Source organism: Streptomyces sp. CA-278952 (genome assembly GCF_028747205.1).
In the GTDB taxonomy this organism is placed as follows: domain Bacteria; phylum Actinomycetota; class Actinomycetes; order Streptomycetales; family Streptomycetaceae; genus Streptomyces.
The window spans coordinates 1-24,896 of sequence record NZ_CP112880.1; the positions used below are offsets into that span (position 1 = coordinate 1).

General features: G+C 68.4%; 22 protein-coding genes and 1 pseudogene. 11 read left to right on the forward strand and 12 right to left on the reverse strand.

Annotated features, from left to right (window positions below):
• Both N7925_RS00005 and N7925_RS00010 read right to left on the reverse strand, forming a co-directional pair.
• Positions 1 to 483 (reverse strand): caspase family protein (locus N7925_RS00005; protein WP_274342600.1); only part of this gene is annotated, 483 nt, incomplete at its 3' end.
• Entirely contained in the window at positions 480 to 836 is a 357-nt protein-coding gene (locus N7925_RS00010) for an effector-associated constant component EACC1 (protein ID WP_274342601.1), read from the reverse strand. The genes N7925_RS00010 and N7925_RS00005, both read right to left, overlap by 4 nt.
• Before the next feature lie 379 nt (positions 837 to 1,215).
• Between N7925_RS00010 and N7925_RS00015 the strand changes: the two genes are divergently transcribed.
• Positions 1,216 to 3,582 (forward strand): preprotein translocase subunit SecA, encoded by a 2,367-nt coding sequence (locus N7925_RS00015; protein ID WP_274342602.1) that lies wholly within the window; start codon positions 1,216 to 1,218, stop codon positions 3,580 to 3,582.
• A gap of 93 nt (positions 3,583 to 3,675) precedes the next feature.
• Positions 3,676 to 4,017, forward strand: a complete 342-nt coding sequence (locus N7925_RS00020) for a hypothetical protein (RefSeq protein ID WP_274342603.1) — start codon at positions 3,676 to 3,678, stop codon at positions 4,015 to 4,017.
• Positions 4,018 to 4,197: 180 nt separating this feature from the next.
• Here the strand turns inward: N7925_RS00020 and N7925_RS00025 are convergent, their stop codons facing one another.
• A complete protein-coding gene (locus N7925_RS00025) occupies positions 4,198 to 4,359 on the reverse strand; it encodes a hypothetical protein (protein ID WP_274342604.1) in 162 nt (53 codons plus the stop codon).
• 78 nt (positions 4,360 to 4,437) lie between these two features.
• Between N7925_RS00025 and N7925_RS00030 the strand changes: the two genes are divergently transcribed.
• A complete protein-coding gene (locus tag N7925_RS00030; RefSeq protein WP_274342605.1) occupies positions 4,438 to 4,602 on the forward strand; it encodes a hypothetical protein in 165 nt (54 codons plus the stop codon).
• A complete protein-coding gene (locus N7925_RS00035) occupies positions 4,595 to 5,731 on the forward strand; it encodes a hypothetical protein (RefSeq protein ID WP_274342606.1) in 1,137 nt (378 codons plus the stop codon). The genes N7925_RS00030 and N7925_RS00035 overlap by 8 nt, the downstream gene beginning before the upstream one ends.
• A 1,077-nt stretch (positions 5,732 to 6,808) precedes the next feature.
• On the opposite strand, the gene N7925_RS00040 is transcribed toward N7925_RS00035, so the two are convergent.
• Positions 6,809 to 8,062, reverse strand: a complete 1,254-nt coding sequence (locus N7925_RS00040; protein WP_274342607.1) for a DNA polymerase III subunit beta — start codon at positions 8,060 to 8,062, stop codon at positions 6,809 to 6,811.
• Between the two features lie 608 nt (positions 8,063 to 8,670).
• Positions 8,671 to 9,540, reverse strand: a complete 870-nt coding sequence (locus N7925_RS00045; RefSeq protein WP_274342608.1) for an ATP-dependent DNA ligase — start codon at positions 9,538 to 9,540, stop codon at positions 8,671 to 8,673.
• A 209-nt stretch (positions 9,541 to 9,749) separates the two neighbouring features.
• Between N7925_RS00045 and N7925_RS00050 the strand changes: the two genes are divergently transcribed.
• Positions 9,750 to 10,328 (forward strand): hypothetical protein, encoded by a 579-nt coding sequence (locus N7925_RS00050; protein WP_274342609.1) that lies wholly within the window; start codon positions 9,750 to 9,752, stop codon positions 10,326 to 10,328.
• 417 nt (positions 10,329 to 10,745) lie between these two features.
• Here N7925_RS00050 and N7925_RS00055 read toward each other — a convergent pair whose 3' ends face one another.
• Together N7925_RS00055 and N7925_RS00060 are read right to left on the reverse strand one after the other, a co-directional pair.
• Positions 10,746 to 11,753, reverse strand: a complete 1,008-nt coding sequence (locus N7925_RS00055; protein WP_274342610.1) for a DUF6292 family protein — start codon at positions 11,751 to 11,753, stop codon at positions 10,746 to 10,748.
• A gap of 369 nt (positions 11,754 to 12,122) precedes the next feature.
• Positions 12,123 to 12,434, reverse strand: coding sequence for a hypothetical protein (locus tag N7925_RS00060; protein ID WP_274342611.1), 312 nt, complete (start codon positions 12,432 to 12,434; stop codon positions 12,123 to 12,125).
• 208 nt (positions 12,435 to 12,642) lie between these two features.
• Between N7925_RS00060 and N7925_RS00065 the strand changes: the two genes are divergently transcribed.
• A complete protein-coding gene (locus N7925_RS00065) occupies positions 12,643 to 13,203 on the forward strand; it encodes a hypothetical protein (RefSeq protein ID WP_274342612.1) in 561 nt (186 codons plus the stop codon).
• A gap of 285 nt (positions 13,204 to 13,488) precedes the next feature.
• On the opposite strand, the gene N7925_RS00070 is transcribed toward N7925_RS00065, so the two are convergent.
• The 4 genes from N7925_RS00070 to N7925_RS00085 all read right to left on the reverse strand — a co-directional run bounded on the left by N7925_RS00070 (position 13,489) and on the right by N7925_RS00085 (position 18,102).
• A complete protein-coding gene (locus tag N7925_RS00070; RefSeq protein ID WP_274342613.1) occupies positions 13,489 to 14,319 on the reverse strand; it encodes a nucleotidyl transferase AbiEii/AbiGii toxin family protein in 831 nt (276 codons plus the stop codon).
• A 90-nt stretch (positions 14,320 to 14,409) separates the two neighbouring features.
• Entirely contained in the window at positions 14,410 to 15,765 is a 1,356-nt protein-coding gene (locus tag N7925_RS00075; RefSeq protein WP_274342614.1) for a type IV toxin-antitoxin system AbiEi family antitoxin domain-containing protein, read from the reverse strand.
• A gap of 145 nt (positions 15,766 to 15,910) precedes the next feature.
• Positions 15,911 to 16,486 (reverse strand): transcriptional regulator, encoded by a 576-nt coding sequence (locus tag N7925_RS00080; RefSeq protein WP_274342615.1) that lies wholly within the window; start codon positions 16,484 to 16,486, stop codon positions 15,911 to 15,913.
• Positions 16,486 to 18,102, reverse strand: a complete 1,617-nt coding sequence (locus N7925_RS00085; protein ID WP_274342616.1) for a helix-turn-helix domain-containing protein — start codon at positions 18,100 to 18,102, stop codon at positions 16,486 to 16,488. Before N7925_RS00085 ends, N7925_RS00080 begins: the two co-directional genes overlap by 1 nt.
• An 88-nt stretch (positions 18,103 to 18,190) precedes the next feature.
• On the opposite strand from N7925_RS00085, the gene N7925_RS00090 reads away from it, so the two are divergent.
• Together N7925_RS00090 and N7925_RS00095 are read left to right on the forward strand one after the other, a co-directional pair.
• Positions 18,191 to 18,751, forward strand: a complete 561-nt coding sequence (locus tag N7925_RS00090) for a hypothetical protein (protein ID WP_274342617.1) — start codon at positions 18,191 to 18,193, stop codon at positions 18,749 to 18,751.
• Complete coding sequence (locus tag N7925_RS00095) at positions 18,748 to 21,519, forward strand: DEAD/DEAH box helicase (RefSeq protein WP_331615054.1); 2,772 nt, start codon at positions 18,748 to 18,750, stop codon at positions 21,517 to 21,519. The genes N7925_RS00090 and N7925_RS00095 overlap by 4 nt, the downstream gene beginning before the upstream one ends.
• 277 nt (positions 21,520 to 21,796) lie before the next feature.
• Here N7925_RS00095 and N7925_RS00100 read toward each other — a convergent pair whose 3' ends face one another.
• Positions 21,797 to 22,405: a hypothetical protein gene (locus tag N7925_RS00100; RefSeq protein ID WP_265597427.1), complete on the reverse strand. Its 609-nt coding sequence runs from the start codon at positions 22,403 to 22,405 to the stop codon at positions 21,797 to 21,799.
• A gap of 838 nt (positions 22,406 to 23,243) precedes the next feature.
• Here N7925_RS00100 and N7925_RS00105 point away from each other — a divergent pair.
• The 3 genes and pseudogenes from N7925_RS00105 (at position 23,244) to N7925_RS00115 (ending at position 24,716) form a co-directional block, all read left to right on the forward strand.
• Positions 23,244 to 23,642, forward strand: coding sequence for an ATP-binding protein (locus N7925_RS00105; protein ID WP_265597428.1), 399 nt, complete (start codon positions 23,244 to 23,246; stop codon positions 23,640 to 23,642).
• 16 nt (positions 23,643 to 23,658) lie between these two features.
• A pseudogene (locus tag N7925_RS00110) lies at positions 23,659 to 23,967 on the forward strand (hypothetical protein); the annotation flags it as partial.
• A 185-nt stretch (positions 23,968 to 24,152) separates the two neighbouring features.
• Positions 24,153 to 24,716 (forward strand): MBL fold metallo-hydrolase, encoded by a 564-nt coding sequence (locus tag N7925_RS00115; protein ID WP_265597430.1) that lies wholly within the window; start codon positions 24,153 to 24,155, stop codon positions 24,714 to 24,716.
• The last annotated feature ends 180 nt before the right edge of the window (positions 24,717 to 24,896 follow it).

Genomic DNA, 24,896 nt, shown 5'->3' on the forward strand with positions numbered 1-24,896 from the left:
AAAGGTGCCTTCGACTGCGGCGTGGTCGGCAAGCCCTTGCGAGGCACTCATCCTGCCGAGGGCAAGACCGCTGTAGCAGCAGTCGAGGAGGACGATGTGCCGCTGCGCTCGTGAGTTCAGGAGGATTTGGCGCAGCCAGTCGTAGTTCAGGCTGGTTTCGATCCGGTCCGGCTGTGTGTGTGGCATGGCCAGTGTGAGGGCGTCGTGGGGGTCGATGAGGCCGTGGCCTGCGTAGTAGACGATCAGGGTGTCGGTGGCCTCCGCCGCCGCCTGGCGCAGTGGATTCATCACGGTCGCGGGGTCGGGCGGGTTCTCTACAACGGTTACGTGCGGGGCGGGCATGCGCAGGGACAGCGGGCCGCTCAGGAGCTCGGCGAGGGCGGTCAGGTTGTTCGAGGCGGCCGGTAGCTGTTCGAGGTAGTCGTAGCGGCTCGTGCCGATGATGACTGCCCTTGACGCCCCGGGGTCAGGCAGGACGCTCACGCGTCAGGGTCCTCGCCGGCTGCGGCGTTCAGCGCTGTGGTCGCCCGTTCGATCTCCTCGGGCGAGCAGTCGGTGAGGATGATGACCGTGTCACCGTGGCGGATCTCCACCCGCGGTCGCTGCGGCCGGGTCTGCCGCCACGCAGCCAACGCCAGTACGAACGATGCCGCGCTCCACCCATTGCCCGTCACCAACTGCAGCACGTCGAGTGCCGTGCCCATCTCCCCCGGCTGCGGCGTGCTCCCCCGCACCTCAGTCTCCGCGGACCTGCGCACATCCGGATCCGAGCGCAGCCATCCCTGCAACGACCGCAGCTCCCCCGCACCCGACTCCAAGCGCACCTCTAACCGCATCCAGATCTCCTCGCTTACGGGCGTAGTCGCCTCCGTCGACGACTGCCGATGGCTATCGTCCCCCACCAGCCGGGCGCTTGAGGCAAACCCGGCAACATCACATGGTGCGCGCGCATCAGCCGACAATAGGGCTGTGGCGTTGTGGTGTCCCGGGGGCTTGGGTATGACGGTCACTCGCGATCGTTGCACTGTCCTTCGGGCCCGAAGTGACATCTCACTACCATTCGATCAGATCAGACACAAACTACTCGCCACTCGATCGCGACTTGTGGTGAGGTCGAACATGGCTTCCCGATCAAAGCGCCGTGATGCGCGAAATAAGAGACAGCGCCGCTCCAGTCCGGAGGCGCCTTCGTTCGATCCACATACACAAGTGCTCGTGGAGTCCCTGGACGGGCTGACCACGCTCATGGCCAAGTTTGACGGGGATAACCCGGCAGCAGCGATAGATGAGGCGTTCGAGGCAGCTGTCGATGCCTTCGTGGCGGAGTTGGGGCGGTTCGACGCGATCCGGCTTATCGAGGTCGCTCGTCAGCGGTTCTTACCCCTAGTTCCAGAAGGCCAGGCTGTCGTGAGCGCCGAAGCAGGAGCCGCGTACCTGGAGCTTCTGGCTCTGGTTGCCCTGGCTGCGCGTCAGGAAGCGGCGGTCGCTGAGGCTCTTGACGTCCAGGAACAGGAGATGAGCGGCTTCGTTGAAGGGGTGAAGGGGGTACTCGACGAGATCCTTCACCTCTCCCAGCTACGTTCCTTCGCAGCAGTTGAGCCGACCGACAAGCTTGCTCTCGTGTCCTTGCTCATTCGGGGCGCGGAAGTATGGATGCGCAATCAGTCCTACCCGGAGATGGCTGAGAGGACCAATCTGGCCCTCCTCGACGGAAACGCCGATGTCCGCGCGGCCTTGCAGGCACAGCTCGGCTTCGATGCGACCGATGCGCTGGCTGTGCTCAACGCTTGTCATCGTCTGCAGGAAGACGGCCTGAACAGACGTCTGCAGGCAATGGGCGGAGCAATACAGGTCGCGATGGACTCGACGGCCGAAGGCCAGAGAGACGATCGACTGCTGGAGCAAGCCAGGACCAGTCTGACGGCCATGTTCGAGCCCGATGCCCACCAGTCCACGGTCGGGATTGCCGAGGTTGTCGCGCACACAGGCATCACTGCGGAACGCGTCCGGGCTGTAGTTGAGCGGTTCCGCCTGGATCTCCAGGAAGCCTCACCTGCAGACGTCATCGACGCGTTCACCACAGGTAAGAACCCGATGCGCGCACGGCCGCTCATTGTCTGTGAAGGCGAGCGCCTCATGCTGCCGCATCCGGCACTGAACGTGCTCGCCGTGCGGGAGAACCTCGAAGAACACCTCAAGACTTCTCGCCCGGCGTGGGACCGGTACGCGAAGCACCGTGGGGACCTTCTCGAGTCACGCACGCGTGAAGCGCTCGCCCGTGTACTTCCGGGTGCCGAGTTTCGGGACGCCTTCGAGTACTACCTGCCGGCTAACGACGCCGAAGCCAGGACCGCTGACCCGGCGAAGTACACCAAGCGCGTCGAGGGCGACCACCTCGTCGTCGTCGATGACGTCGCCATCATCGTGGAAGACAAGGCAGTCGCATTGAGCGCCCTGTCCCGCGGAGGCAAGGCAACCAGAATCCGCTCGGATCTGACCGGCATCATCACAAAGGCAGCTGAGCAGTCCGGTCGTATGCGGGATGCAATCGAGCGGGACGGCGGCCTGCGCATCAAGGGCGAAGGCTGGGTCGATCTGAGTCTCGTCCGCGAGATCCACACCATCGCTGTCAGTCTCGACGACCTCTCAACGGTCTTGACCTCCACCGCCGAGCTGGTGCGCGCCGGCCTGCTCACCCCGGACAACATCCCCTGGACGGTGTCTCTGCACGACCTTGAGCTGATCTCTGAACTCGTCGCACGTCCCGCTGAATTTCTCCTCTACCTACGGCGCCGCCGTGACCCGGACGTCACCGTCATGTTCTACGCACCGGACGAGCTGGACCTGTTCCTGTACTTCTTCGAGGCGGGTCTCTGGGTCGAGCCCGATCCAGCGCAGGTGCGGGCCGCATACCCTTTCCTGCCGGAGCCGAGTACAGCCGAGCTCCGCCGCTACAAAGCACGTGAGCGCATGATCCTGACAAGCCGAACCGACGCGCTCGACAGTTGGTGGCATTCCAGAGGACGGGACGACGAGAGCCTCGTGTCCGCGCCCAAGCCGACGATGGTGCCTTCGCCCCTCGGGCCCCTCATCGACGAACTGCGGTCACGGAACGTAGCTGGATGGCTCAGTGCCGGTGCGACGCTGCTGTCGCTGGCTTCAGCAGCTCAGCACAAAATGGCCCGCAATGGTGACACTCTCCTCGACCACCCGCTCCCGCACGGTAGAGGCCGCAGTTTGACGGTGCCGGTCACAGGCGGCGTGGACCCCGCAGAGGGTTGGATGTTCGTATGGGCCACTCGCCCAGCGGGACACGACCCTGACTCCACGGAGAAGAGGCTCCGTGACTATCTGCGAGTCAAGAAGCATCAGCTGGGCCTGCCGCGAGGCGTCGTCTTCCTGTACGACGAGGCGACCCGAAATCTCGTCGAAGTGTTCTATGACGGACACGTTGGACCGCTCGACGCAGCTCTGGTGCCCAACTTGCAGACCTTGCGTCCCGCGTCGGACCTTGACCGCTCATTCCACATGACCGCTAAGCGGCCGCTAGGGGAAAAGAAGGGCACCTCGAGGAAGCGGTAACTCCCTTTCCTCTCGGCTGCGCGAGAGAACTTCTCCCGACCCAACGGGAGGCCGCCGCGTGCGGTGTGAGCCGGTCCACGATCCGCCGTCGCCGTGAAGCGGGGAACCTGTCAGCGGGTCTCGAACGAGCCCCGGGGCGATTCATGCGCCCCGGGTCTCACCAGCGGGCGGATCGAGTTCGCCGCCGCGGAGCTCAGCGGCGGCACGGTCGACTTCAGCATCGTGGCGTTCTCCGGCGGTACGGTCGACTTCCGCGGCGCGGAGCTCACCGGGAGCACGATCGACTTCAGCATCGTGGCGTTCTCCGGCGGTACGGTCGACTTCCGCGGCGCGGAGCTCACCGGGAGCACGATCGACTTCGACAACGTCTTCATCCGTGCCACTTGCACCATCGCCTGGGGCCCTCTTCCAGAGATCCCCGTGAACCAGCCCTAGGCAGGTGCGAGAACGGCGTCGTCGGCCAAGACCGCCGGAATCGGCATAACCATCGGCTGAGGGGCATCACCTGGCGCCCCGGGTGCCCGTCGGCGTCTGTCTCCGCTCCCGCCTCTGGCCGACATGGGGCGCCTGACGGTACTGGTGGAGGGTACCGGCCGTACCCTCCACCAGTTTTCGCTATGCCATGAGCTGGTGCAGGGCCAGCACCGTCGCGCCAGCGGCGCCGAGCCCGGGCAGTGGGCCTGCCAGGCTTAGGACGAGGACGCCCGCCAGGCCGCCGGCGAGCAGGATGATCGCCCAGCGCTGAGGCAGGAGCTGGGGGTCATTGGAATTGGCCACGTACTGTTCTCCTTGAAGAGCTCCTCGAGCAGGCGGCCCCGGATGGACCCCGGGGCCGTTCGCGTCTATACGAACGACATGGCCGCCGAGCCTGCGTTGAGCGGGCCTGAAGTCCATGGTGAGGCGTCTGAAAGTGTGCTCATCAAGGACGTGATCAACGTTTTGATCCGGGTTAAGAAGCTTAGAGTTCTTAACCCGGATCAAAACGACGGGATCAAAACGCTAATCTTCCTTCGTGGCTGACGCACGGGAGACGAACGAGCGCAGACTGCGTCGGCTGCAGCAGATGCGGAGGGCCGACTCGGTCGCGAAGGCGTCTGAGGCCCTGGACAAGATATGGAAGGCCGGGAAGGAACCGGATTCGATCGTCCTGCGCAGCGTTTTGCTGCGGGCCGACGGGGAGCGGTCGAGACTCACCAAGCTAGTCCTTCCTCGGGGGTTGGCGCTGCGCTTCTACCTGTTGGCGGTCTTCGAGGCGCAGTGCCGACTGGACACAGGAGACCTCTGGCAGAACGGTCGCCCTCTCAAGGGAGCCGACTCGTGGTCCACCCTCGTTGCCATCGACGGTGCGTACGACACAGCGTCGGGGGCGTATGACGCCGCGTTGGAGAGCATGCCTCCGGAGCTCCGTGGTAGTGCGCGCGCGGAGGAGCGGTGGCGCACGAGGAAGTTGGAGGATCTGGAGCTTCGGCAGGTTAAAGGAGCTTTGAGAACTCTGGAGGAACTCGGCCAGGAAGACTCCTTGGTCTCTATTCCTCGGGGCGTGCGTGGACAGCGGTTGTACGAGGACTTCTCGCTCATGGGGGAAGGCGGGCGGGGCGATATGCCAACCCCGGACGTCTACTCCGTCCCCGTCCGTAGCTGGACAACGGCCAAGACGATCACGCTCCCCAAGGATTTCTTCCTGAAGGGCTGGATCCAGGTGCTCAATCCTTCCGAGGTCGCCACGTGGCTCATCCTGAGGATGCTGAGCCAGTGGGCGCCCAGGAAGCACAGCGTGTCGGGCGTCTTCCTCACCACGCGGCCCCGCATGCAGGGCTTCGGCCTGCGTGACGACGCCTGGGAGGACGGCTGTCGGCGCCTTCTCGAATTCGGCCTCATCCGCCACGCCCAACTGCCCGAGGGACTAGCAGCTTCCTTGGAAGCGCTCGGCGATCCCGCGATAACGGCGCTCTTCCCCCAGCCGACTCGCGTCCGCCGGCCTTACGAGCCGCACTTTTGGCAAATGACCGATAATGGGCTCACCAAGAACGCCCTGCAGACGCTCGACCGGGAACTCACCCATCGTCGAGAGGCACTCGCCGATGCCGCCACAAGGCGCGCGCAGCACGATCCCGAACACCGCACCAGCCACGCATCGGCCGACGAGTGAGGCGCGCACCACACGCCGCTGCCCTGGGCCCAGCACGCTTTGTCGAGGGGGATCCTCGTACCACCGAGCGTCCGCAGCGACCTCTGAACTCATCGGTAGTGATTAAACGGCAGAGCTTCTCGCCGTGAATCCTGATCGTTGATGGGCGCTTCCCGTCCTCGTGTACAGAGCCAGCTGGGGGTCACCCGACCGGACCGGCAGGCGCGGCGGGCGGTGCAGGTCGGGGCGTGGAGGATAGGGGGATGAAGCGTCCGATGCTGACTCAGCGGGAGGCTGCCGCCGCGTGCGGTGTGAGCCGGTCCACGATCCGCCGTCGCCGTGAGGCGGGGGACCTGCCTGGTGCGGTCGCCGTGGCGGTCGGTGCCGCCGGTGATGATGGCGGTGCCGTGGTAGAGCTGGTGGGGCGGCCGGTGGGCGGCGTAGAGGGCCGTGGCCCCCACGTTGACCGGCGAGCCGTTGACGTGCCGTCGGCGTAGAGGGCCAGGGCGAAGCGCTGAGCGTCGGTCACTTTGGGTGCCTTTCGGGCTGATTGGGCTTGGGTTGCTGACCGGCTGCTACTGCCGACCAACAAGACAACGGTACTGCACTTGCATGCCGTACCGGGTGATTTCGAGGGCGTTTCCCCAGGTCAACCCATATGGAGACGCCGGGACGGGGTGTTGTCGTGTCGCCGCTGTCCCCGGAGCGGAGCGGCGGGGACGCCGTCCGGCAGCGCGGAGCGCTCGGGGCGGCGCGCAGCGCTGTCCCGCTTGGCCGGACGGCACCGCCGTGGGGCGCGGAGCGCACCCGGCGGCCGGTGGGGCGGGGTCGAGAGCGCGGAGCGCGCGGCCGGGGAGCGGAGCGGACCGGCGGCCCCGCCCCACCGTTGGCGTGAGAGCGCGGAGCGCTCGGTCCGGGGAGCGCAGCGGACCGGCACGCCGTGGGGGGTGAGGAGCGCAGCGGATCACCCCCCACGCGGCGGCACGTCAACACCCCGCCCCGGCGACTCCAGAGAACGCGGGCCGTCAGGCCCGGCCGTGCTGTGCTGCGCCTCTCGTGCCTTGCTGCGCCCCGTACTTCGCTGCGCCCCCGGGGTGGCTAGGCGTCCTGGCCGAGCCGGACGGGCATCAGCAGATGCCGGTAGTCCTCTTCGGTGATGTCGGGTCCTGCGGTGAGCAGTACGGGCTTGAGCGGCTTGCCCGCTTCCTCGTCGCGGAGGTGCAGGGTGATCGTCTCGCCGTCGAACGCGGTCAGGGCGTCGGCGAGGAACTTCGGGTTGAGGGACACTGCCCGGTCGCGGGGGGTGGTTCCGGCGGTGGTGGTGGATGCGAGCGCCATGCCCTTGGTCCGGTCCCGGTCCTCGGTCGTGCCGAGGATGGGGGCGAGCGTGAGGCTGCCATCCGCCGCCCACATGAGGCTCACGGGCGCTTGGGTCTCCCCCAGGGCCTTGATCAGGGCGTGGCACTTCTTCAGGGCCCGCTGGGTGGGGGTCCGGGGCAGGGCGATGGAGCAGTCGGTGGTCTTCGGGAAGAGGGCGCTGTGCCTGATCTGGGCGCCCTCCAGCTGTCGGATCGTGATGGTGGTGGTGCCCGTGGTCAGGGTGATTCGGGGTGTGCCGTGCGCGCTGATACCGATGCGGGCGCGTCCCTGGTGGTCCTTGAGGCGCTTGGCCAGTCGGGCGAGAACCGTGGCAGGGATCAGGGCGGAGTTCGCCTCCTGCGGCGGGGTGGTGTCGACGACGGCGGGCACATCGGCCACGGCGAAGCGGTAGCGGTCGGTGGCCGAGAGTGTGACGCTCTGGCAGTCGACGGTGATGCGGACGCCGGTAAGTGCGGGGAGGGTGTCGTCGGTGCCAGCGGCCGGCAGAACTCGCAGGGCCTGGTCGAGGAACTGACGGACGTCCACGGTGGCGACGGTGGGCGCGGGGTGCGGCGGGTCGATGAACTCGTCGCGGTCGAGTGCGGGGACCGGGAGGCTGAGGTGCGGGGTGGCCAGGAGGTCACCGGTGAGAGAGACGGCAGTCCGGGCCGCTGCCGCCTTGCTCTCCCCCGTGACCATGGCGGCCAGTGCCTTCTTCAACTGGCTGTGTTGCAGGAGCGATGAGCCCGTGGCCGTGGTGTCCACGGGGAGCGTCACCGTGACGGCGGTCTCGGTGTCGTGCGTGGTCAAGGTCAGGATGCGGCGGGCTGTGGTGAGCAGGACACCGCATTGGGCGGGGGACGATCCCGTACCGGCCTGGACTCCGAGTTCGGTGATGGCGAGTGCGTCCGCGACCGGGCCGTACGGCGCGGTGAACTGTGCGGTGTGTGCGGCTTCCTGGCGGGTGGGCTGGGTGGTGGGCTGCTCGGACATGCTTCTCCCTTGGGTTGGGTTGCGCTTGGGTTCGTTGGGCGGCTGCTACTGCCGACCAACAAGACAACCTTACATCACTTACATGCCGCGCGAGGGTGGTTCTGAGGACGTTTCCGCAGGTCAACCCATATGGAGACACCGGCGGCGGGTGTTGTCGTGTCGCCGCTGTCCCCGGAGCGGAGCGGCGGGGACGCCGTCCGGCAGCGCGCAGCGCTCGGGGCGGCGCGCAGCGCTGTCCCGCTTGGCCGGACGGCACCGCCGTGGGGCGCGGAGCGCACCCAGCGGCCGGTGGGGCGGGGTCGAGAGCGCGGAGCGCGCGGCCGGGGAGCGGAGCGGACCGGCGGCCCCGGCATCCTCGGGCGTGAGAGCGCGGAGCGCTCGGTCCGAGGAGCGCAGCGGACCGGCACGCCCTGTGGGGGTGAGGAGCGCAGCGGATCACCCCCACAGGCGGCGGCACGTCAACACCCGCCGCCGGTGACTCCACAGAGGTTCGGGCCGTCAGGCGCGGCGCGCCCGGGCCGTCAGGCTCCCGCCCCCTTTGTGCCTTGCTGCGCCCCGTTCGGCCACGACGCCGCCGCGCTCTTCGTACCTTGCTGCGCCCCGTCCTGTCAGCGGATGCGGGCGACGGTGAGTGTGCCGTGGCGGCCGGACCCGGCGAGCACTTCCAGCACCAGCTCGGTGCTGAGTGCCGTGTACGTCTCGTCGCCCGCGCGGTGCTCCCCCGTGGCGGGTGCGCCGGCGAGTGCGGATCCGATGCGTGCGGCGAGCGCGGGGGCCAGGCGCGCGGAGAGGCGGGGCCGGGTCGATCCGGGCAGGAGGAGCGCGAGCGCGCGGGGCCGGCCGCGGGGGCCGGTGGCGCCGACCACGCGGGCGTCGACCGTGTCCGCGTGCCGGATCTTCACCCATGCCGTGCGGCGGCCGAACGGGTACGGGGAGCGGGCGGGCTTGGCCACGATCCCTTCCACGCCCTGCGCCCGGAGGACGTCGTACGACTGAAGGGCGAGTGTCCGGCTGTCCGTGGTCGGGGTGGCCTGGACCGGGGGGCCGACGTCCTTGAGGAGGTCGGCCAGGAGGGCGCGGCGGACGGTGTAGGGGCGGGCGGCGACGGGGCCGTGGTCGGGGTGCTCCAGGACGTCGAACGCGGCGTAGGAGGCCGGGTGACGGGCGGCCAGGGCGCGGGCCCGGTCCAGCGAGGACGCGGCGCGGGCCTGGACCGCCCCGAAATCGATCCGGCCCCCGTGCCAGATGACCGCCTCCCCGGACAGCACGGTTCCCGGGGGCAACGCCATGGCAGGGACGGCGAGGTCCATCCAGTGCGAGGTGACGACCCGGCCCGTGCGGGAGTAGCAGATCACCCCGTCCCCGGTGCGCCGGAGCATCATCCGGTGCCCATCGACCTTGACCTCGAAATGCCACCCGGGGCCGGTCGGCAGCATCGGTACCGCGCGCCAGTGCGGGCCGGATCGGGTACTCCACACCCCGACCCTGCCCCGTCCCGGCCCGCACCGCACCTCGGGTTCCGGGGCCCGGCCGGGGCCACCGCGGGCGCATGGGCGACTGGTCCAGGACACGGCGTTTGGATGACCTAAAGTCCGGATGGGGCACCGCTGTGGAAACTCAGTACAGCCGATGGGGAGTCAACTAATCTTCATGGTCAGCGGGAGACCGGGGGAAGAACATGATGTCTTTGGCCGAGCACCAGCGGTTGCACCTGATGTTCGAGGGTCGGTGCGCCGCCCGTGAACCCTCAAAGCCGAAGCTGGCCCCTGCGGATGCGTCAGTTACCCTTAGTGATGACTCCCGCCTCTATGTCTATAGCCGCACCCAGAACACAGGCGTCAATGTTCCAGAGGTTCTCGCGGTTGTCGCCGTCGCACCGTTCGTTACTGCGGTTGCGACGTCGTTGGGCACCGTGATGGGCGAGCGTATTGACCGGGCTCTTCACCTCCTCCTGCAAAAGCTGCCGAGGATGGCCATCTTGGTGAGCCGGGGAACGGGTGTTCAGCCTCCTTCAGGGCTACCAACCAATCCCAGCCCCGCGACCCTCTCCTTGATTGAGGGTCCGAAGATCCACATCGGTTCGGGGACCCCAACCGACGCGCTGAGTCTTCTGCCCACAATGGACTTTTCCGACTTGGCGAACATGGGCGACTACCCGCAGATCGTGCGTTGGATGGATGGCAGGTGGCACGCCCTGGCGATCAAGGACGAGCAGATCATCGACCTTGTCTGGGATGATGAAGCGCGTCAATGGGTGCTCTTCTGAACCTCTGAGCTTGACCCCGTTGGGAAACCCTTCTCTCCTGGGGCCGGCGGCTCGATGTGGTCGTTACGGCACCGGCTTCCCCACCGCCGATGGCGAATCACCAGGTGAGCGGTCAACGGGGGCCTGGCCGCTCCGGGCTGCCGAGTCAGAGGGTGAGGGCGGCGATGACGTCGTCGGGCAGTGGCGTGATGCCGTCGGCCAGGTAGCGGACATCACCGTGCCGTCCAGCAGAACGACCGCCCTACCCTTCTTGGCGATCTTCTTCAGGGCACGTTCCAGACGCGGGGCACGGGCGGCCAGCAGCCGCAGGACTTCCTGCACCCACCGGCGCAGGGCGGAGGCGGGGATCCGGTTGCCGTCGGCCATATGAGCCGGATCCGTACCGGGAGGCCTCAGGTCAGCGCCGAACGTGGACGGTCAGCGAGTGAGAGCGGCAATCAGGGCGCCGGGTGGCGGGGTGATACCCCCGGCGAGGTACCGGATGCCGTCGCCCTCCGGCGGAAGGACCGCGCCCTTGGTGAGCGGGTGCCGGCGGGAGGCTGCGGTGCGCCACCCGTACCGCTCGTCCCAGACCAGGGCGGGGGCCGGGGCCTGGTCGCCGTCGAGCACGAGCGCGGCAACGACCCTGTCGTCGCCGGGGAACTGGACGTCGGGTGCGGCCTCGGTGTTGGTCCAGCCGGCGCGGTGCAGGGCGGTGGTGACACCGGCCAGGTATGGGGCGGCCCGGCGGGCGCGCAGGACGGTGTCGGCGCGTGCGGTGGCGCGGCGGACCTGTCCGGCCGGGTAGCCGAGTGCCACCGCGGCTTGATCGGGGGTCAGGGACGGGTCGGTGTGCATGAGGTCGGCCATGCGGTCGGCGCGGAGCCGGGTGAGGGCTTCCTGTGCGGTGTCGCGGTGGATGCCGAGTGCCTCGGTCACCCCGGCAGAACTGATGGTGGGGTCGGCGTCGAGGAGTTCGGCGGTGAGGGCGGGGAGCTGGTCGCGGGGGACCTGGTCCCCGGTGCCCTCCGGGCGTCCGGTCACGGTCGGCTTGCCCGGCCGGCTGGTCTGGTACTGCCGGACGATGCCGCGGGGCCAGTGCTCCACCCCGCCGACGTCGGTGACGTGCTCGGTCAGGAGCGGGTGGCGCTTGTAGCCGTCCCAGGTGCGGGGGGTGACGCCGATCGCAGCTGCGCACTCCTGGCGGTCCAAGAGGTCATCGTCGCCGTCCTGGTCCGGAAGCGGCGGCACGGGCTTGCCCAGGAGGTAGGCGTCGACCTGTTCGCCGTCGTAGAGGCGTGTGCGGGCCTTGGGTGAGCTGACCGGCGGCGGGAACCCGGGGGCCTCGTACGGCTTGAGCTTGAGGTACCTCTCCGTGCGCAGTCCCTGCTGTGCGGCGAGGTCCGCCAGGGTGCGTACGAGGTGGCGGCGTCCTGCTCTGATCACGGGTGCTCCCCAACTCACCGTCTATAAAACGGTACCGGTGTCTGTGTCCTGGCCCAGCGTACGGGTACGCTGCCCGTACGAGGGCGTGACCTTACGGGTTGTGCGCTTGGGTTGGCCGGTGCCCGTGCTACCCGCTCCTGTGAGCGGACTGAGGGCGCCGGCCTTTTCGCGTTCACGCCCTGGTGGTTCTTCCCGGCGGCGGGGGCTGGTGCCGGTGACAGGCCGCCACCGGCACCGTGCGGTCCTGGCCGTACTCCGGTGACCGGACCTGACCCGCACACCCATACGGCACGGACTGGCCCGACCCTATCCAGCACCACGGCCCGGCGACGTGCCCGCACCGAGGTGCGGGCACGTGGAGCCGGGACGCTACAGCCAGTCAAATGTGCGCCGGATGTCGGTCGCCGCGCCCGAGAGGTTGTCCACGTCGAGCCGGACGTCGATGTCGTACGGGTCGTCGGCGGCCTCCATGACCCGCTCGGAAGCGGCGTCGAAGACCCGGGCGAACGCCTCGTCGACACGGGCGTCCTTCAGGGCCTGGACGATGCCATCCTGGTCCGCGCGGCCGCGCCGGACGGCGTCGGCGAGGAGGTTTAGGGCGGCGGCTGCAGCCGGGGCGAGCACGGCCAGCTCCTCCCCCGCGCCGGCGGCGGCGCCGGTCCGTTCGGCCGACGTCTCCACGTTGCTGAGCCGGGCGAGGGCAGCGCTCTGGCGGCCCGTCCTGATGGTGGCCTCCTGTCTCGTCGTGCGGGGTGGGAGAGGGGCGGCGCGCTCTGGCAGTGGACACCCACAGCGCCGAGAAAACTGTACCTTACTTTAAAGCACCATGATCGAACGGCGAGCGCGAACCACGCCCCTGCGGGCCGGCGCTCTTGGGATGATGTCGGGCATGACAAGCGAAGTGGCGACCATCGTCGCAGCGGTGATTGCCGGAGCGGTGGTGTTGGCCAGCGGGTTCTTTCTCGGCCGGAGGCAGGTCAGGGATCAAGCTGCGGTCGAGCATGGCCAGTGGCTCCGTGGACAGCGTCAGGACGCGTACATTGCGCTCCTCGATGCCTGGGATACCGCAGTGAAGGGACTTCAAAGGGAGATCGACCCGGGAGAGCACTTCGAGGAAGTAGCGGCGCATGTGGAATCGCAGAGCGGCCCCAGCTTTTGGGAGGACCACGAGGCGAGTACGGCGACCCAGGTGGATCGAATCTCTGAAGGCGTGCAGCGCCCCCTGGAGCGGGTGTTGCTTCTCGGCCCGGAAGCTGTGGACAGAGCGTGCATCAACCTTGCCGAAGCGCTGGAGGTCCTGGGATCGTCGGTGCGCTCGAACTCCGGAACCCCGGACTGGCCCAACTACAACATGTACCAAGACATGTGCAGGAATGCAGAGGAGGCGCGGAGGGCATTCCTGGACGCGTCACGCGAATCCATGCGCGCAGCACCACGCCCCGGCCACTGAGCGGTGCTACCACTCACATCCATATTGGGGCCCTGGCTTTGTCCACGAGAACCGGCTCTGGCTCAACTTCTGTGGTGCTGGTCGGCGGTCAGCGAATCTGGTCGGCGCTCCAGGGAAAGCGGCAGGTCAGAAGAGCGGTCCGGCGTGGGGACGGAGCGCAAGGAGCAGGACCACAGAAGTTGAGCCAGAGCCGGTTCTCGTGCACAAAGCCAGGGCCCCAACGACGTACCGGATGGCGGTCAGAGGCGAGCTGAGGCTCTAAAGCCAGGCCGTGGAACTCGGGCTTCAGGTGCCGCTGGCGGTGCCACTCAGCAGAGGGTCGACGAAGGCGGCAGCGAGAGCAGCTGCCTCGGAGAGCGTCGCGCAGCCGTTCAGTCCCACGACCAGTTTGGCCTGTTTGGGGTAGCCCTCGTGCCAGTTGGATCCGGGTATCTGGAAGGTGTCGGGGAGGGGCAGGTGCGTGCCGCAGTCGCGGCGTCTGTCGGCTTCGCGTTGCAGAGCTTGGAGCGCAGCTTGGCTGGGGACCGTCTCCTGTTGGCCGATGAGGAGAAGGTCCGCGAGGTCGCGGTAGCGGTTGGATCCGTGCTGGCCGCTTGCGCCATGTCGTTCGTACATGGCGCAGATCTTGTCGGCGACGTGGTCGACGACCGGGTACAGGCGAACCTCGGGCCAGTCGACGGGCCATTCGAGGTCGACGGCAGACTTGAGCGTGCGTACTTCGACAGTCCCTGTGAGCGGGCGGCCGACGACGAGGTCGACCTTGATGGTCATCACTTCGGCGGATCCGAGGTAGACCTTGAAGTACTGGGCTCCGCCGCGTCCGTCCTCTGCGGCGCCGCTGTATTTGGTGGGTGCGTAGCGAAGAAAGTCGTCGAGGTCGAAGGCGGCTGCGTCGATGACCAGTTGCCGGACTTCACTAGCCGTGAGGTCGAGGTTCGTGCTCTGAAGGTCGATGTCCTGGCTGAGACGGGCGGCGCCTCGGTAGCGGACGAGGAGGGCTTGTCCGCCTTTGATGAGCCAGCCGTCCGGGTCCTTGGTGAACACGCGGGCGGCTAGCCGGTTGAAGTAGAAGATCTTCATGAGGTCGGTGACGCTCATGCCTGTCTTCAGGGACATCTTGCGTGCCGAATTTCCCAGAGCCGTTTGGAAGGCTCTAGGGGTGGCGTAGGTCTTCTGCAAGTGGACATCCCCGGGCAGTCAGTTGGATCACTGATCGTACTCGGAGTCCGGTTTGCCGCCCGCGCTTTTTTGAACATCGTCCGTGACCTGGTGCTGGACTGTGTGCTCGGTAGAGGTCTCGTGAGCTGCCCGGCCGCTTGATGAGTCTTGTTGCTCGATCGCAGGACGGCTTTCGACAGTTGCGGCGCCGCTTCCTTGTTCGAGAGCTCGGGGATTCGCGGTCTGCTCGTGTATCCGCCGCATGGCCTGCAGAGGAGCGTTCGTCGCCGCACTCATCTCAGCAATCCGCCGCAAGGTCTCCTGCAGAGCGCTGTCCGGCAACGCCATCTGCTCATTCATCCGCCGCATGGTTTCCTGCAGAGGAGCACTCGTCGCCGCAAGCTGCTCACCAATCCGCCGCATGGCCTCCTGCAGAGGAGCGTTCGTCGCCGCACTCATCTCAGCAATCCGCCGCAAGGTCTCCTGCAGAGCGCTGTCCGGCAACGCCATCTGCTCATTCATCCGCCGCATGGTTTCCTGCAGAGGAGCACTCGTCGCCGCAAGCTGCTCACCAATCCGCCGCACACTCTCCTGCAGAGCGCTGTTCGGCAGAACCGTCTGCTCGTGCATCCGCTGGATGGCCTGGATTGACTGGCGGATGGCAGGGCTAGGTTGGTAGGCCTCTCGAGTCATTAGTTCGAGGGCAGTGGCGAAGCCTTCTGTGCTGGCTCTGGCGACTTCTTGGGATCTCAGGTGCTTGCCGGCTTGGTCGACCAGGTGCTCGATGAGTTCCTGCCCTGTGGCCTGGGCGGGAAGGCCGTAGGTGCGGGTAAAGGGCTGGGCGGATTCCTGGAGGTCTTGGATCTCGATGAGGTCGAGACGTTCCGCGTCGGCGATGACTCCGCCGAGGTGGCCGCCGTCGGTTTTGCTGCGGAGCAGGTCGAGAATGGTGCGGCGGGCTGTAGTGACGGGCAGCCCTTGAACGAGCGTGATGTCGTCCGGCTCCAGTTGCACAGTGCGCAGGTGGACGAATGGCTCGGTGGTCGTCCGTCGTCGGGGCACGCTGATCTCGGTCTTCGGAGCGGGAATGTCTCCCAAACCGTGGAGCTGGCACGCGGAGGCGTGGGAGACGACACCGGAGTCCTTGCCCCCCAGCGGGCGCTCCGAGGCGAAGACCGCGGGTTGCAGGCGCAGCCAGGCAACCTTGAGCTCCAGGTGCAAGGGGAAGCCCGCCGCTTGAAGGAGATAGACGCCTCTGCCAACGTTCTCGATCAGTCCTGCTTCGGCTAGCCGAAGGATCTGCACGGCGGTCAGGCCGATCCGCTTCGCTTGGGCAGCGGTTACAAGTCCCCATTGGTCGGAGGCGTGCTCGGCGACGCGCCTCAGCTGCTCTCCACGGTCCATGCAGCCATAGTTACACATGATTCTAGAATCTTGCAGAGTTAGTTACGCCTGGGTGTAACTAACTCTGCAAGACCGCCCCGGCTAGGCGTAACTAACTCTGCAAAAAATCATTCGAGAGCCGATTCAGTTCGCCCCGCCGGCCCGGTCAGGCGGCCCAGCCGATCGAGGACACGTAGCTGTACCCGTCGTAGTCCGAGCCGATCAGGTCCAGGACCTCATCCCAGACCGCGTCCAGCTCGTCCAGGTCGTCGTCCATCCACGCGTCCACGGCACGGTCCCAGACCCCCCGGACGTTGATGCTGCGGGGGGCCAGGTCCCGCCGGTACCTGTCGTCCACCCCGGTCTGGTTGACCGGGTTGATCTCCACCCGGGTCCCCCGGCCCCCGTTGTTGAGCCGGTGCTTGAGGTCGGTGGCGACGTTGCGGCGGCGCAAGTCCCAGTACGCCGCGTCCAGGCGGGCGAGGTTCGCTTTGTTCGGGGTGCGCTCCTCGGCGAGCCACGCCATCAGGGTGCGCGGGGAGACGTGGACGCCGGCGCGGTCCATCGCCTCGTATCCGGCGTCGGACTTGGTGAGGTAGTTCAGGCGGGCGGCGAGGCCGCGGTCGCTGTCGACCGGTGAGGCGACACCGCGCACCATCCCCTCCATGGCGATGCCGAGGGCTTCGGCCCCGGGCGCGCCGTCCGCGCCGTACTTGCCGAAGTCCTTCCAGCGTCCGGCCATCAGCCGCCCACCTTCCCGACCAGGTACTCACCGGAAGCCTTGCCGTCACCGGTCTTGATCTTCAGTTCGGCCACGCCCCGGCCCTCGGTGAACACCTGCCGCCAGTCCCCGATCACGTGGAGTTCGTCGGTGTGCTTGAGCGCGACGACGTCCAGTCCGGCCTGGTGGGCCTTGTAGGCGCGGCCGCAGTGCAGGGCGTACGCCTGGCTGTGGATGTTGTGCATCCAGTCGGGGCGGACCATCTCGCGGTTGTGGATCGACTCCCCCATGGTGCTGACGAACTTGCTGTACATCGCTTTGACGTACTCGATCATCAGCGTGTCTCCGGCGGTGATCGCCTCCGAACGGGCGGACGTCAGGAGCTTGCGCAGGGCGTCGAGGAAGTTCTCGGTCGCGCCGGACGTCCAGGACTCGTGGACGGTCGGGGCTCCGGTCAGGCCCCACTTCGGGCCGGACAGGCGCAGCAGGAGGCGCAGGGTGGCGTCGGTGATCCAGAGGGCGCCGGGTTCGTCGCGGTCCCCGAGCGGGTTGGGCAGGTGGGGGTGGGTCCACTCGGCGGGGGTGATCAGGTGGACGCCGGAGCGCTTCGGGCCGACGCCGTCCGTGCCGGTGGTGTGCTCCAGCTTCCCGATCGGGAGCCACACCTTCAGCGCGGACAGGTAGGCGGCGTTGACGTCCAGGGCGGTCACCCGCAGGTCCGCGTGGGGGGCGCGGAGGGAGTAGGCGGGGTTGTTGTAGGCGGGCCGGGCCTCCCAGATCTGATCCGGCTCCTTCTTCGACGGCTTGTGCAGGATGTCCGGCAGCGCCGGATAGGCGGTGTACTCGTAACGGGCCGTGGCCCGGGTCTCGTTGAAGAGGTGCATGACGTCCGGGATCGCCCTGTTGATCAGCGCCTTGAGCGCGGCGTCCTCGTCCCCGCCGGCGCGCTCCGCCTCCTGCTCGACCGCACCCCGGATCAGCGCCATCAGATCCGCCTCGGCGCGCTCGGCGGACTTCGACCGGCGCTGCGGGCGGGTCGGCACCGGGGCCGGGACCGGCGAGACCGGAGCCGGTGCGGGTGCGGCCGGTGCGGGCGCGGTGGCGGTCGGGGCCGGGGCCGGGGCGGTGGTGGTGACGGCCGGGGCCGGGGCGGTGGTGGTGGGCTGGCACAGGGCGCCGGAGTGGAGCGGGCGGCCGTCGGTGGACTGGTAGGTCGTCTCGACACCGCACCGGACACAGGGGCCCGGGTCGCCCTCGATCGCGCGGCCGTCCGGGCCTCGCAGGGTTTCCAGGCCGGTGAACGCCGCAGGCACCGGGGCAGAGGCCATCGAGGCCGGGGCGGGCTCCTCGGTGAACAGCGCGGCGACCGGGTCCGGGGACGACGGGGTGGGGGTGGGGTGGATTTCGGCGAGGCCCTTCAGCAGGCGCAGGTAGGGCAGGCGGGCGGGCGGGACGGGGCTGGAGGCTCCGGTCTCCCAGTTCGCGACGGTGCCGCGCTGGACCCCGACCGCCGCGGCGACCTGGGCGCGGGAGAGGCCGGCTGCCTCGCGGAGCCGCAGGCGCTCCTCCGGCGGGGGGATCGCGGCGTTCAGCCGGGCCTCTTCGAGCAGCGCTTCCACGCTGGTTCCTTCACTCATACGAGAACTGTACCGCACTTACACAACTATTAGTGCTAGATTGCGCAGCAGTTGTACGTGTGTTGGCGATGGCAGGGTGAGGAGCACGATGATCTGGACTCCGGAGGACGTGGCACGTGATCAGGTGCGCCGTCAGGCGGCGGGCATGACCGGGGCGCAGGTGGACCAGGCCGTGGACACGGCCGTGGTGCGGGTGCGCGAGACCCGCCAGGAGCTGCGCTCCCCGGTGGCGGTCCGGGAGTTCGCGGCGGATCCGCAGGAGCTGGCCGACCGGTGGGCGGCCCTGCTCACCGAATGGCAGCGGGTCGCCGCCCACCTCGCCGCATCCGGTGCCGGCGTCTACGACGGCGACCTGGACGAGAAGGGCAGCGCCTGGGCGCGGGAGCGGGAGGAGCGGCGCACCACGGCGCTGCGGACCCATGCCGCGTGGACGGAGCAGCAGCGGGAGAAGCGGGACGAGCTGTGTGCCGAGGTGTGGCTGGGCGCGGCTGCCGGGCGGCGGGTCCGTGCGGTGGCGGCGCGGGCCGGGCTGACCCCGAACGAGGTACTGGTCCAGCTCGTCGAGCGGGTGAGCGTCGATGATGACGGGGTGGTGTCCGTCGCCCCGTTCACCCCGGGCCGGACCGCCGGGCTGAGTGAGGAGCGATGAGCATGCAGGGGATCACGCTGCGGCCGCATCAGGTTGAGGCGGTTGACGCGATCGTGCGCGGCCTGTCCCTCCCGGCCGACAGGACGCTGCCCGTGGGCGGGCTGCGCGGCCAGGTCCACATGGCCACCGGCACCGGCAAGACCGTCACCGCGGCGATGGCCGCGCTCAAGCTGTGCCCGAACGGAGTGATCGGCGTCCTGGTCCCGACCCTGGATCTGCTGACGCAGACGATCGAGGCATGGCGCCGGGCCGGGCACACCGGCCCGGCGGTCGCGGTGTGCTCCCTCGGGGCGGACCCGCTGCTGGAAGCCCTCGGGGTGCGGTGCACGACCAACCCGACCCAACTCGCCCTGTGGGCAAGCGACGGGCCGGTGCTGGTGTTCGCGACGTACGCCTCCCTCGCCCCGCAGGGCCTGGCCGACGACCAGAACGACGACGCCCCGGACACCGCCGCCCCCGGCGTCCTGGAACAGGCGCTGCGCGGCTCCTACGGGCAGAAAATGGCGCCCTTCGACCTATTGGTCGTGGACGAGGCCCATCGCTCGTCCGGCAGCGCCGCGAAGGCCTGGGCGTGCGTGCACGACCAGACCCGCATCCCGGCGATGCGGCGCCTGTACATGACGGCGACCCCGCGCCTGTGGGAAGCGGGACCCGCTGCGGCGGACGTCGCGGAGAAGGAGGACGTCGACGCCGACCCGGAGATGTCCGCCCCGGCCGGGACCGTCCCGCAGAACGGCGGTGAGGCGCTGGGCGGACGGCTCGTCGCCTCGATGGACGACACCGAGCTGTACGGGCCGGTCCTCCACGAGACCGGCCTCATGGAGAGTGTGGAGCGCGGCGTCCTCGCCCGGTTCGAGATCGACGTCCTGGAGATCCGCGACCCCTCACCCCTCGCCGACGACGCGTCACTGGAGGAACGGCGCGGCCGGCGGCTCGCCGCCCTACAGGCCGCGCTCCTCAAGCACGCCGACGAGACCGGCGTCCGCTCCTACATGACGTTCCACTCCCGCACCCTGGACGCGATGAGCTTCGCCCGTGCGATGCCGGAGACCGCCGCCCGCCTCCACCACGCCGACCCCGCCGCCTACCCGGGCCGGGTCGGCGCGGACTGGCTGTCCGGCGAACACCCCGCCACCCACCGGCGCGACGTCCTCGCCCGGTACGCGGACGGCCTCGACGCGGATGGATGGGTCTGCGAGCTGTCGTTCCTGGCCAGTTGCCGGGTCCTCGGGGAAGGCGTCGACATCAGGGGCAAGCGGGGAGTGCAGGCGGTCGTCTTCGCCGACACCCGCAGCAGCCCGGTCGAGGTCGTGCAGATCATCGGGCGGGCGCTGCGCCAAGAGCCCGGCGACGGCAAGGTCAGCAGGATCATCGTCCCGGTCTTCCTTCAGCCCGGGGAGGACCCCGGCGACATGATGGCCTCCCCCAGCTATACCGGGCTTGTCGCGATCCTCCAGGGCCTGCGTGCACACGATGACCGGGTCATCGAGCGCATGGCGCTGCCCACCACCACCGCACGCGGACAGATCACCTCCGTCCTCGCCCTCGACCCGCAGGAAGCCACGGCCGACGAGAACGGCGACCAGGGCGAGGGCCAGGAGGACGTCCCCGACGAAAGCGTGGCCGCCGGCCCCGGCGACGACGACCAGGACGACGCCGACACCGACGAGCACCAGGACGACGAGGGCGAGGGCGGCGAGGAGACCGGCGCGGCCCCGGGCATCGCGGGCACCAGCACGCCGCTGCTGCGGTTCTCCCTCCCCCGCGACCCGCAGTCCATTGCCCTGTTCCTCCGAACCCGCGTCCTGCGGCCCGACTCCGAGGTCTGGCTCACCGGGTACAGCGCCCTGCGCGCCTTCGTCGACGAGCACGGGCACGCGCAGGTCCCCAGCGAGACCACCGTCGAGCTGGGCGACGACGGCGGCACGTACGGGCTGGGCAGCTGGGTCACCGAGCAGCGCCGCGCGTTCCGCGCCGGGACCCTCAAGGCGTGGCGCACCGACCTGCTGAACGAGGTGGGCATGGTCTGGTCGGTCGGCGACGCGGCGTTCTGGAAGAACCTCGGTGCGGCCCGCGCCTACTACGCCGTCCACTCCACTCTGGCCTGCCCGAGGAGCGCGGTGATGGACGGGGTCGCGGTGGGCCAGTGGGTCGCCAATCTCCGCAAGCCGGGCGGACTCGGCAGCGACCCGGTACGGGCCGACGAACGACGCCGGGCACTGGAAGCGATCGACCCGGACTGGAACCCGCAGTGGCCCGTCGAATGGCAGCGCCACTACGCCGCCGCCCGCATCCTCCTCGGCGAGGAACAGGGCCCGGCCGATGTCCTGCCCGGCGTCACCGTGAACGGCATCGACGTCGGCACCTGGATCGCCAAGCAGACCGACCCCTCCATCTGGAACACCCTGCTGCCCGAACAGTCCGAGCGCCTGGAAGCACTCGGCCTCACCCCCCGGGCCACCCCGGCCGGGAAAGAGAGGGGGGCCGGGGCGTTCGAGCGAGGCATCGTCGCGCTCACCCAGTACACGGCGCGGGAAGGGCGGGTCGTCGTACCGAGGACCCACATCGAGGAGACACCCCACGGAGCGGTCCGGCTGGGCACCTGGATCAGCAACACCCGCACCCGGCGGGACAAGCTGAGCACCGAGCAGCGCGAGCAGCTCGCCACGCTCGGCATCGACTGGGCGCAGGAGGCCACCGCACGAGCAGTGAGGAGCGGATCGCAGCGATTCTGTCGGACCCGAAGGTGCAGCGGATCGGGGCGCTGATCCGGAAAGAGGAGTCCCGGGGCGGGCGGGAGCTCCGGGACGACTTCAGGTGTTCCAGGACCGGTACGAGATCGCCGTACGCACGGGGGACATCGTCATACTCGCCCAGGTGTGCGCGGGCAAGCACGGCGGGGGCCCTGGGCCTGGTGCCGGCGGCAAGGGCCGCCACCGGCACCAGGGGTCCAAGCCGTACTCCAGGAGACCCGGACCTGTCCCGCGCACCCATACGGCACGGTCTGCTCCGACCCTATCCCTGCGTGCGGAGAGCCCCGGCCGGTCACTCCGAAGGACGCCCCAGGCTGGTTGCGGCCACCGCCGACCACTCGCTGATGCCCCCCTTCAGAGCGTTCAGTTCCCCTTGAATCGACTCGTAGTGCGGGGCAGGGTCCAGGTCCTCATTGATGGCGTCTTCGACTGCGTAGAACGTGTCGGCTGCTGATCTCACCAGCCGCATCAGACGCTCCGCCTTGTCCACGGTCGCGGTGTCGGCGTACAGACGCAGCGCGGACGGTCGGAACCAGAGGGCGTCAACGCTGTCTTCCAACCGAGCCTTCGCTGCCACCCACTCAGGACCAGGCGGGACCGGCAGATGCGTTCTCCTGTGGTACTCAACGTCCGCGTATGCCGCCTTACTCACGTGCAGCGCCCGGTCGAGCGCCATACACGTCGCCTCGATCTGCCCCAGAAACTCGTGGTGCGCCGCGCGCTGCGCGGTCCTGATGGCAACCTTCTGTTCCTGGTCCGCCTGCTCACGCACCCCGGCAAGCGCCGCATCCACCTGAGCCTTCGCGGAGATCCGTGAACTGCGCCACCCCAAACCAGCCGTCAGCACCACCCCAGCCATGCCGATACCCGCAGCCCACAGCGTCGCTTCCTGCGCATCCATACGCTAGTCGTCGTCGTCGAGACGGCCGAACGAGTCGTCTGCTGTCACTTGCACCTCTCTGTGGAACACGCTGGAGGGGCCCTGGTGCCATTGGCACCAGGGCCCCGAAGGAACTGCTACACCATCGGCCGGCCGTGATCGGCTGCGCCGGCTCTGTGTTTCCGCATGCCCGCCCCGGGAGAGGTCGGGGGCTGCGGGGATCGCGGTTGCTTGACCGGAGACCACCTCACTATCGATGTCCTGCGGTACCCGGGCCCACGTCCTGCACCCGGGCGATCCTGATGGCGACCAACTCCTCCGTTCTTCCCTCTTCGTCAACTGCTTGCGTACTGCTGGTGACCTGAACAAGCGTCACTCTTCGGCAGCCAGCCCCGTCGCCCGTCCTGCATCTGCTCCGGCTTGGAACCTCGCTGCCGAACGTCCCGGTGCGCCCGCCCGCAGCCGACGCCTTCACCGAGGTACCGCTCCTGCTTCACTGCTGGGTACCACCACTGCGTTTACTGCGGTACTTCTCGCGGCGGCCCCTGATCACGGCGGGCCACCCGGTCCGGTCGTCAGTCCCGTCGCCTTCCTGCAACAGCCCTGGCTCCGGAACTCCACCACCGCACCGTCGTGCGCTCTGCAACTGCGTGTACTGCTGCCCGCCAGTTCATTTCTGCCGGGCCCTGCTGATCTCGGCTACGAGAGAAACCATAGCCAGGCCCAAACCGAATGTCTACCTTGACCAGGATAGATTTTCAGCTATCCAGCAGGCGAGGTAATCGTGTACCGCCGGGTTGAGGCGGTCATGACGGGGCACAAGCGGCATCCAGGCAACGACGAGCTGAGGAGACCAGGGATGAACCTGACGACCACGATGCGCGTCGATGCCACGGCCACCCGCCCCGCGCCCACCGCCGCCCACGCGCGCAACAGCGCCCGCGTCTTCCTCGAAGCCCTCCGGCCGGACGTCACCCCTGAGACAGCCGACACCGTGCTCCTGGTCGTCTCGGAACTCGTGACGAACGCACTACGCCACGCAGGCGGCACCTACACCCTTCGCCTGACTGCCCACCCCGACCTCATCGAGGTGGCGGTGGATGACCCCAGCCCACAGGCCCCGCGCATGCGCACCCCCGACCTGACCGGCGCCACCGGCGGCTTCGGCTGGCGCATGGTCACCCACCTCGCCCGCACCACCGCAGTCACCCACCGGCCCACCGGCGGCAAAACCGTCAGCGCCTTCCTCGCCCGGTAAGGCTTGTCCGGCGGAATCGAGGCCGTGTCGGCCGTACTCGCCAGGGGACCTGGTGGCCACGCTGAAGACGCCGGAGGGCAAGCGGTATTCGGAGCTGGAGCGGATGCGCCGGCCGCCGACGCGGACCACGGGCACGGCGATGCTCACCGCGGTGATGCGCGACCTGGAGGCCAAGGCGATCGACGACACCCTGGACCTGTTCGAGATCCTGATGGCCACCCGGTTGATCAGTGCCGCGAAGCGGTCCACGGACAAGCAGCGCTTGTCGACACTGCCGCAGTTGGAGAGGGCATCGCGGCTGGTGGCGCGGGCGGCGACGGTTGTTCCGTCTCAGATGATCTGGCCCGAGGCCGTAGTCATGACCTGCGACGACCAGATTATTTGAGACGAGTGGCGAGCCGAAATCTCAACTGATCCAGCCCGTGGCGTGTGAATGTCGCCCTCAGTCTCAATCCATCTGGTCCGCCGTGGCGGAACCCGAGAGAGCGACAGCTGGCACACTTGCGCGACATGAGCGAATGGTACGAGCAGTTGGAGCTGGGCAGTGATCTGGTTCGGATCTCGGAACCCCGCGTCGGCCCGCTGCTGTCAGCAAAGCTGTGGTGGCTGCGTGGAACCGACCGCGACATCGTCGTTGATGCCGGGCTTGGCGTCGTTGCCCTGCGTGGGGAGATCCTACGCATGTTCGAACGTGACCCGCTGGTAGTTCTCACCCATGCGCACCTGGACCACGTAGGCGGGGCTCACGAGTTCCGTGAGCGGGCCGGCCACCCTGCCGAAGCCGCAACCCTGGCCGAGGGTGTCCCTGCCAGTCTGTACGGTGCCGAGCTCTACGCGAAGCTGGGCATTGACGCGGGGGATGAGCCTGTCCCGGACCTGCTGATCAAGAGTCTTCCCTATCCCGAGTACGACCCGCGGACATATCGGGTTCAAGCGGTGACACTGAGCCGCCAGCTCGACGACGGGGACCGAATCGACCTGGGCAGCGGGGCGAAGTCGCCGGGGATCACATCCAGCAGCCTCAGCACACGGTCTCCCGTACACAGAGTGATCAGCAGTTCCCACCGCACGTGACGTGGTACGTCCGGGCGGTGGGACAAGGTGTGCCACAGGGCCGGCCACAGATAGTAGGTGCCGTCAGGCGCCGCATTCACGCGCACCCACGCCGGGTCCAACCATTGACTCAGACCGAGGTCAGACGCCCGCTCCTCCAGCCTGAACAGCGAGGCCGAATCGACAGCCTTCAGCTCGCGA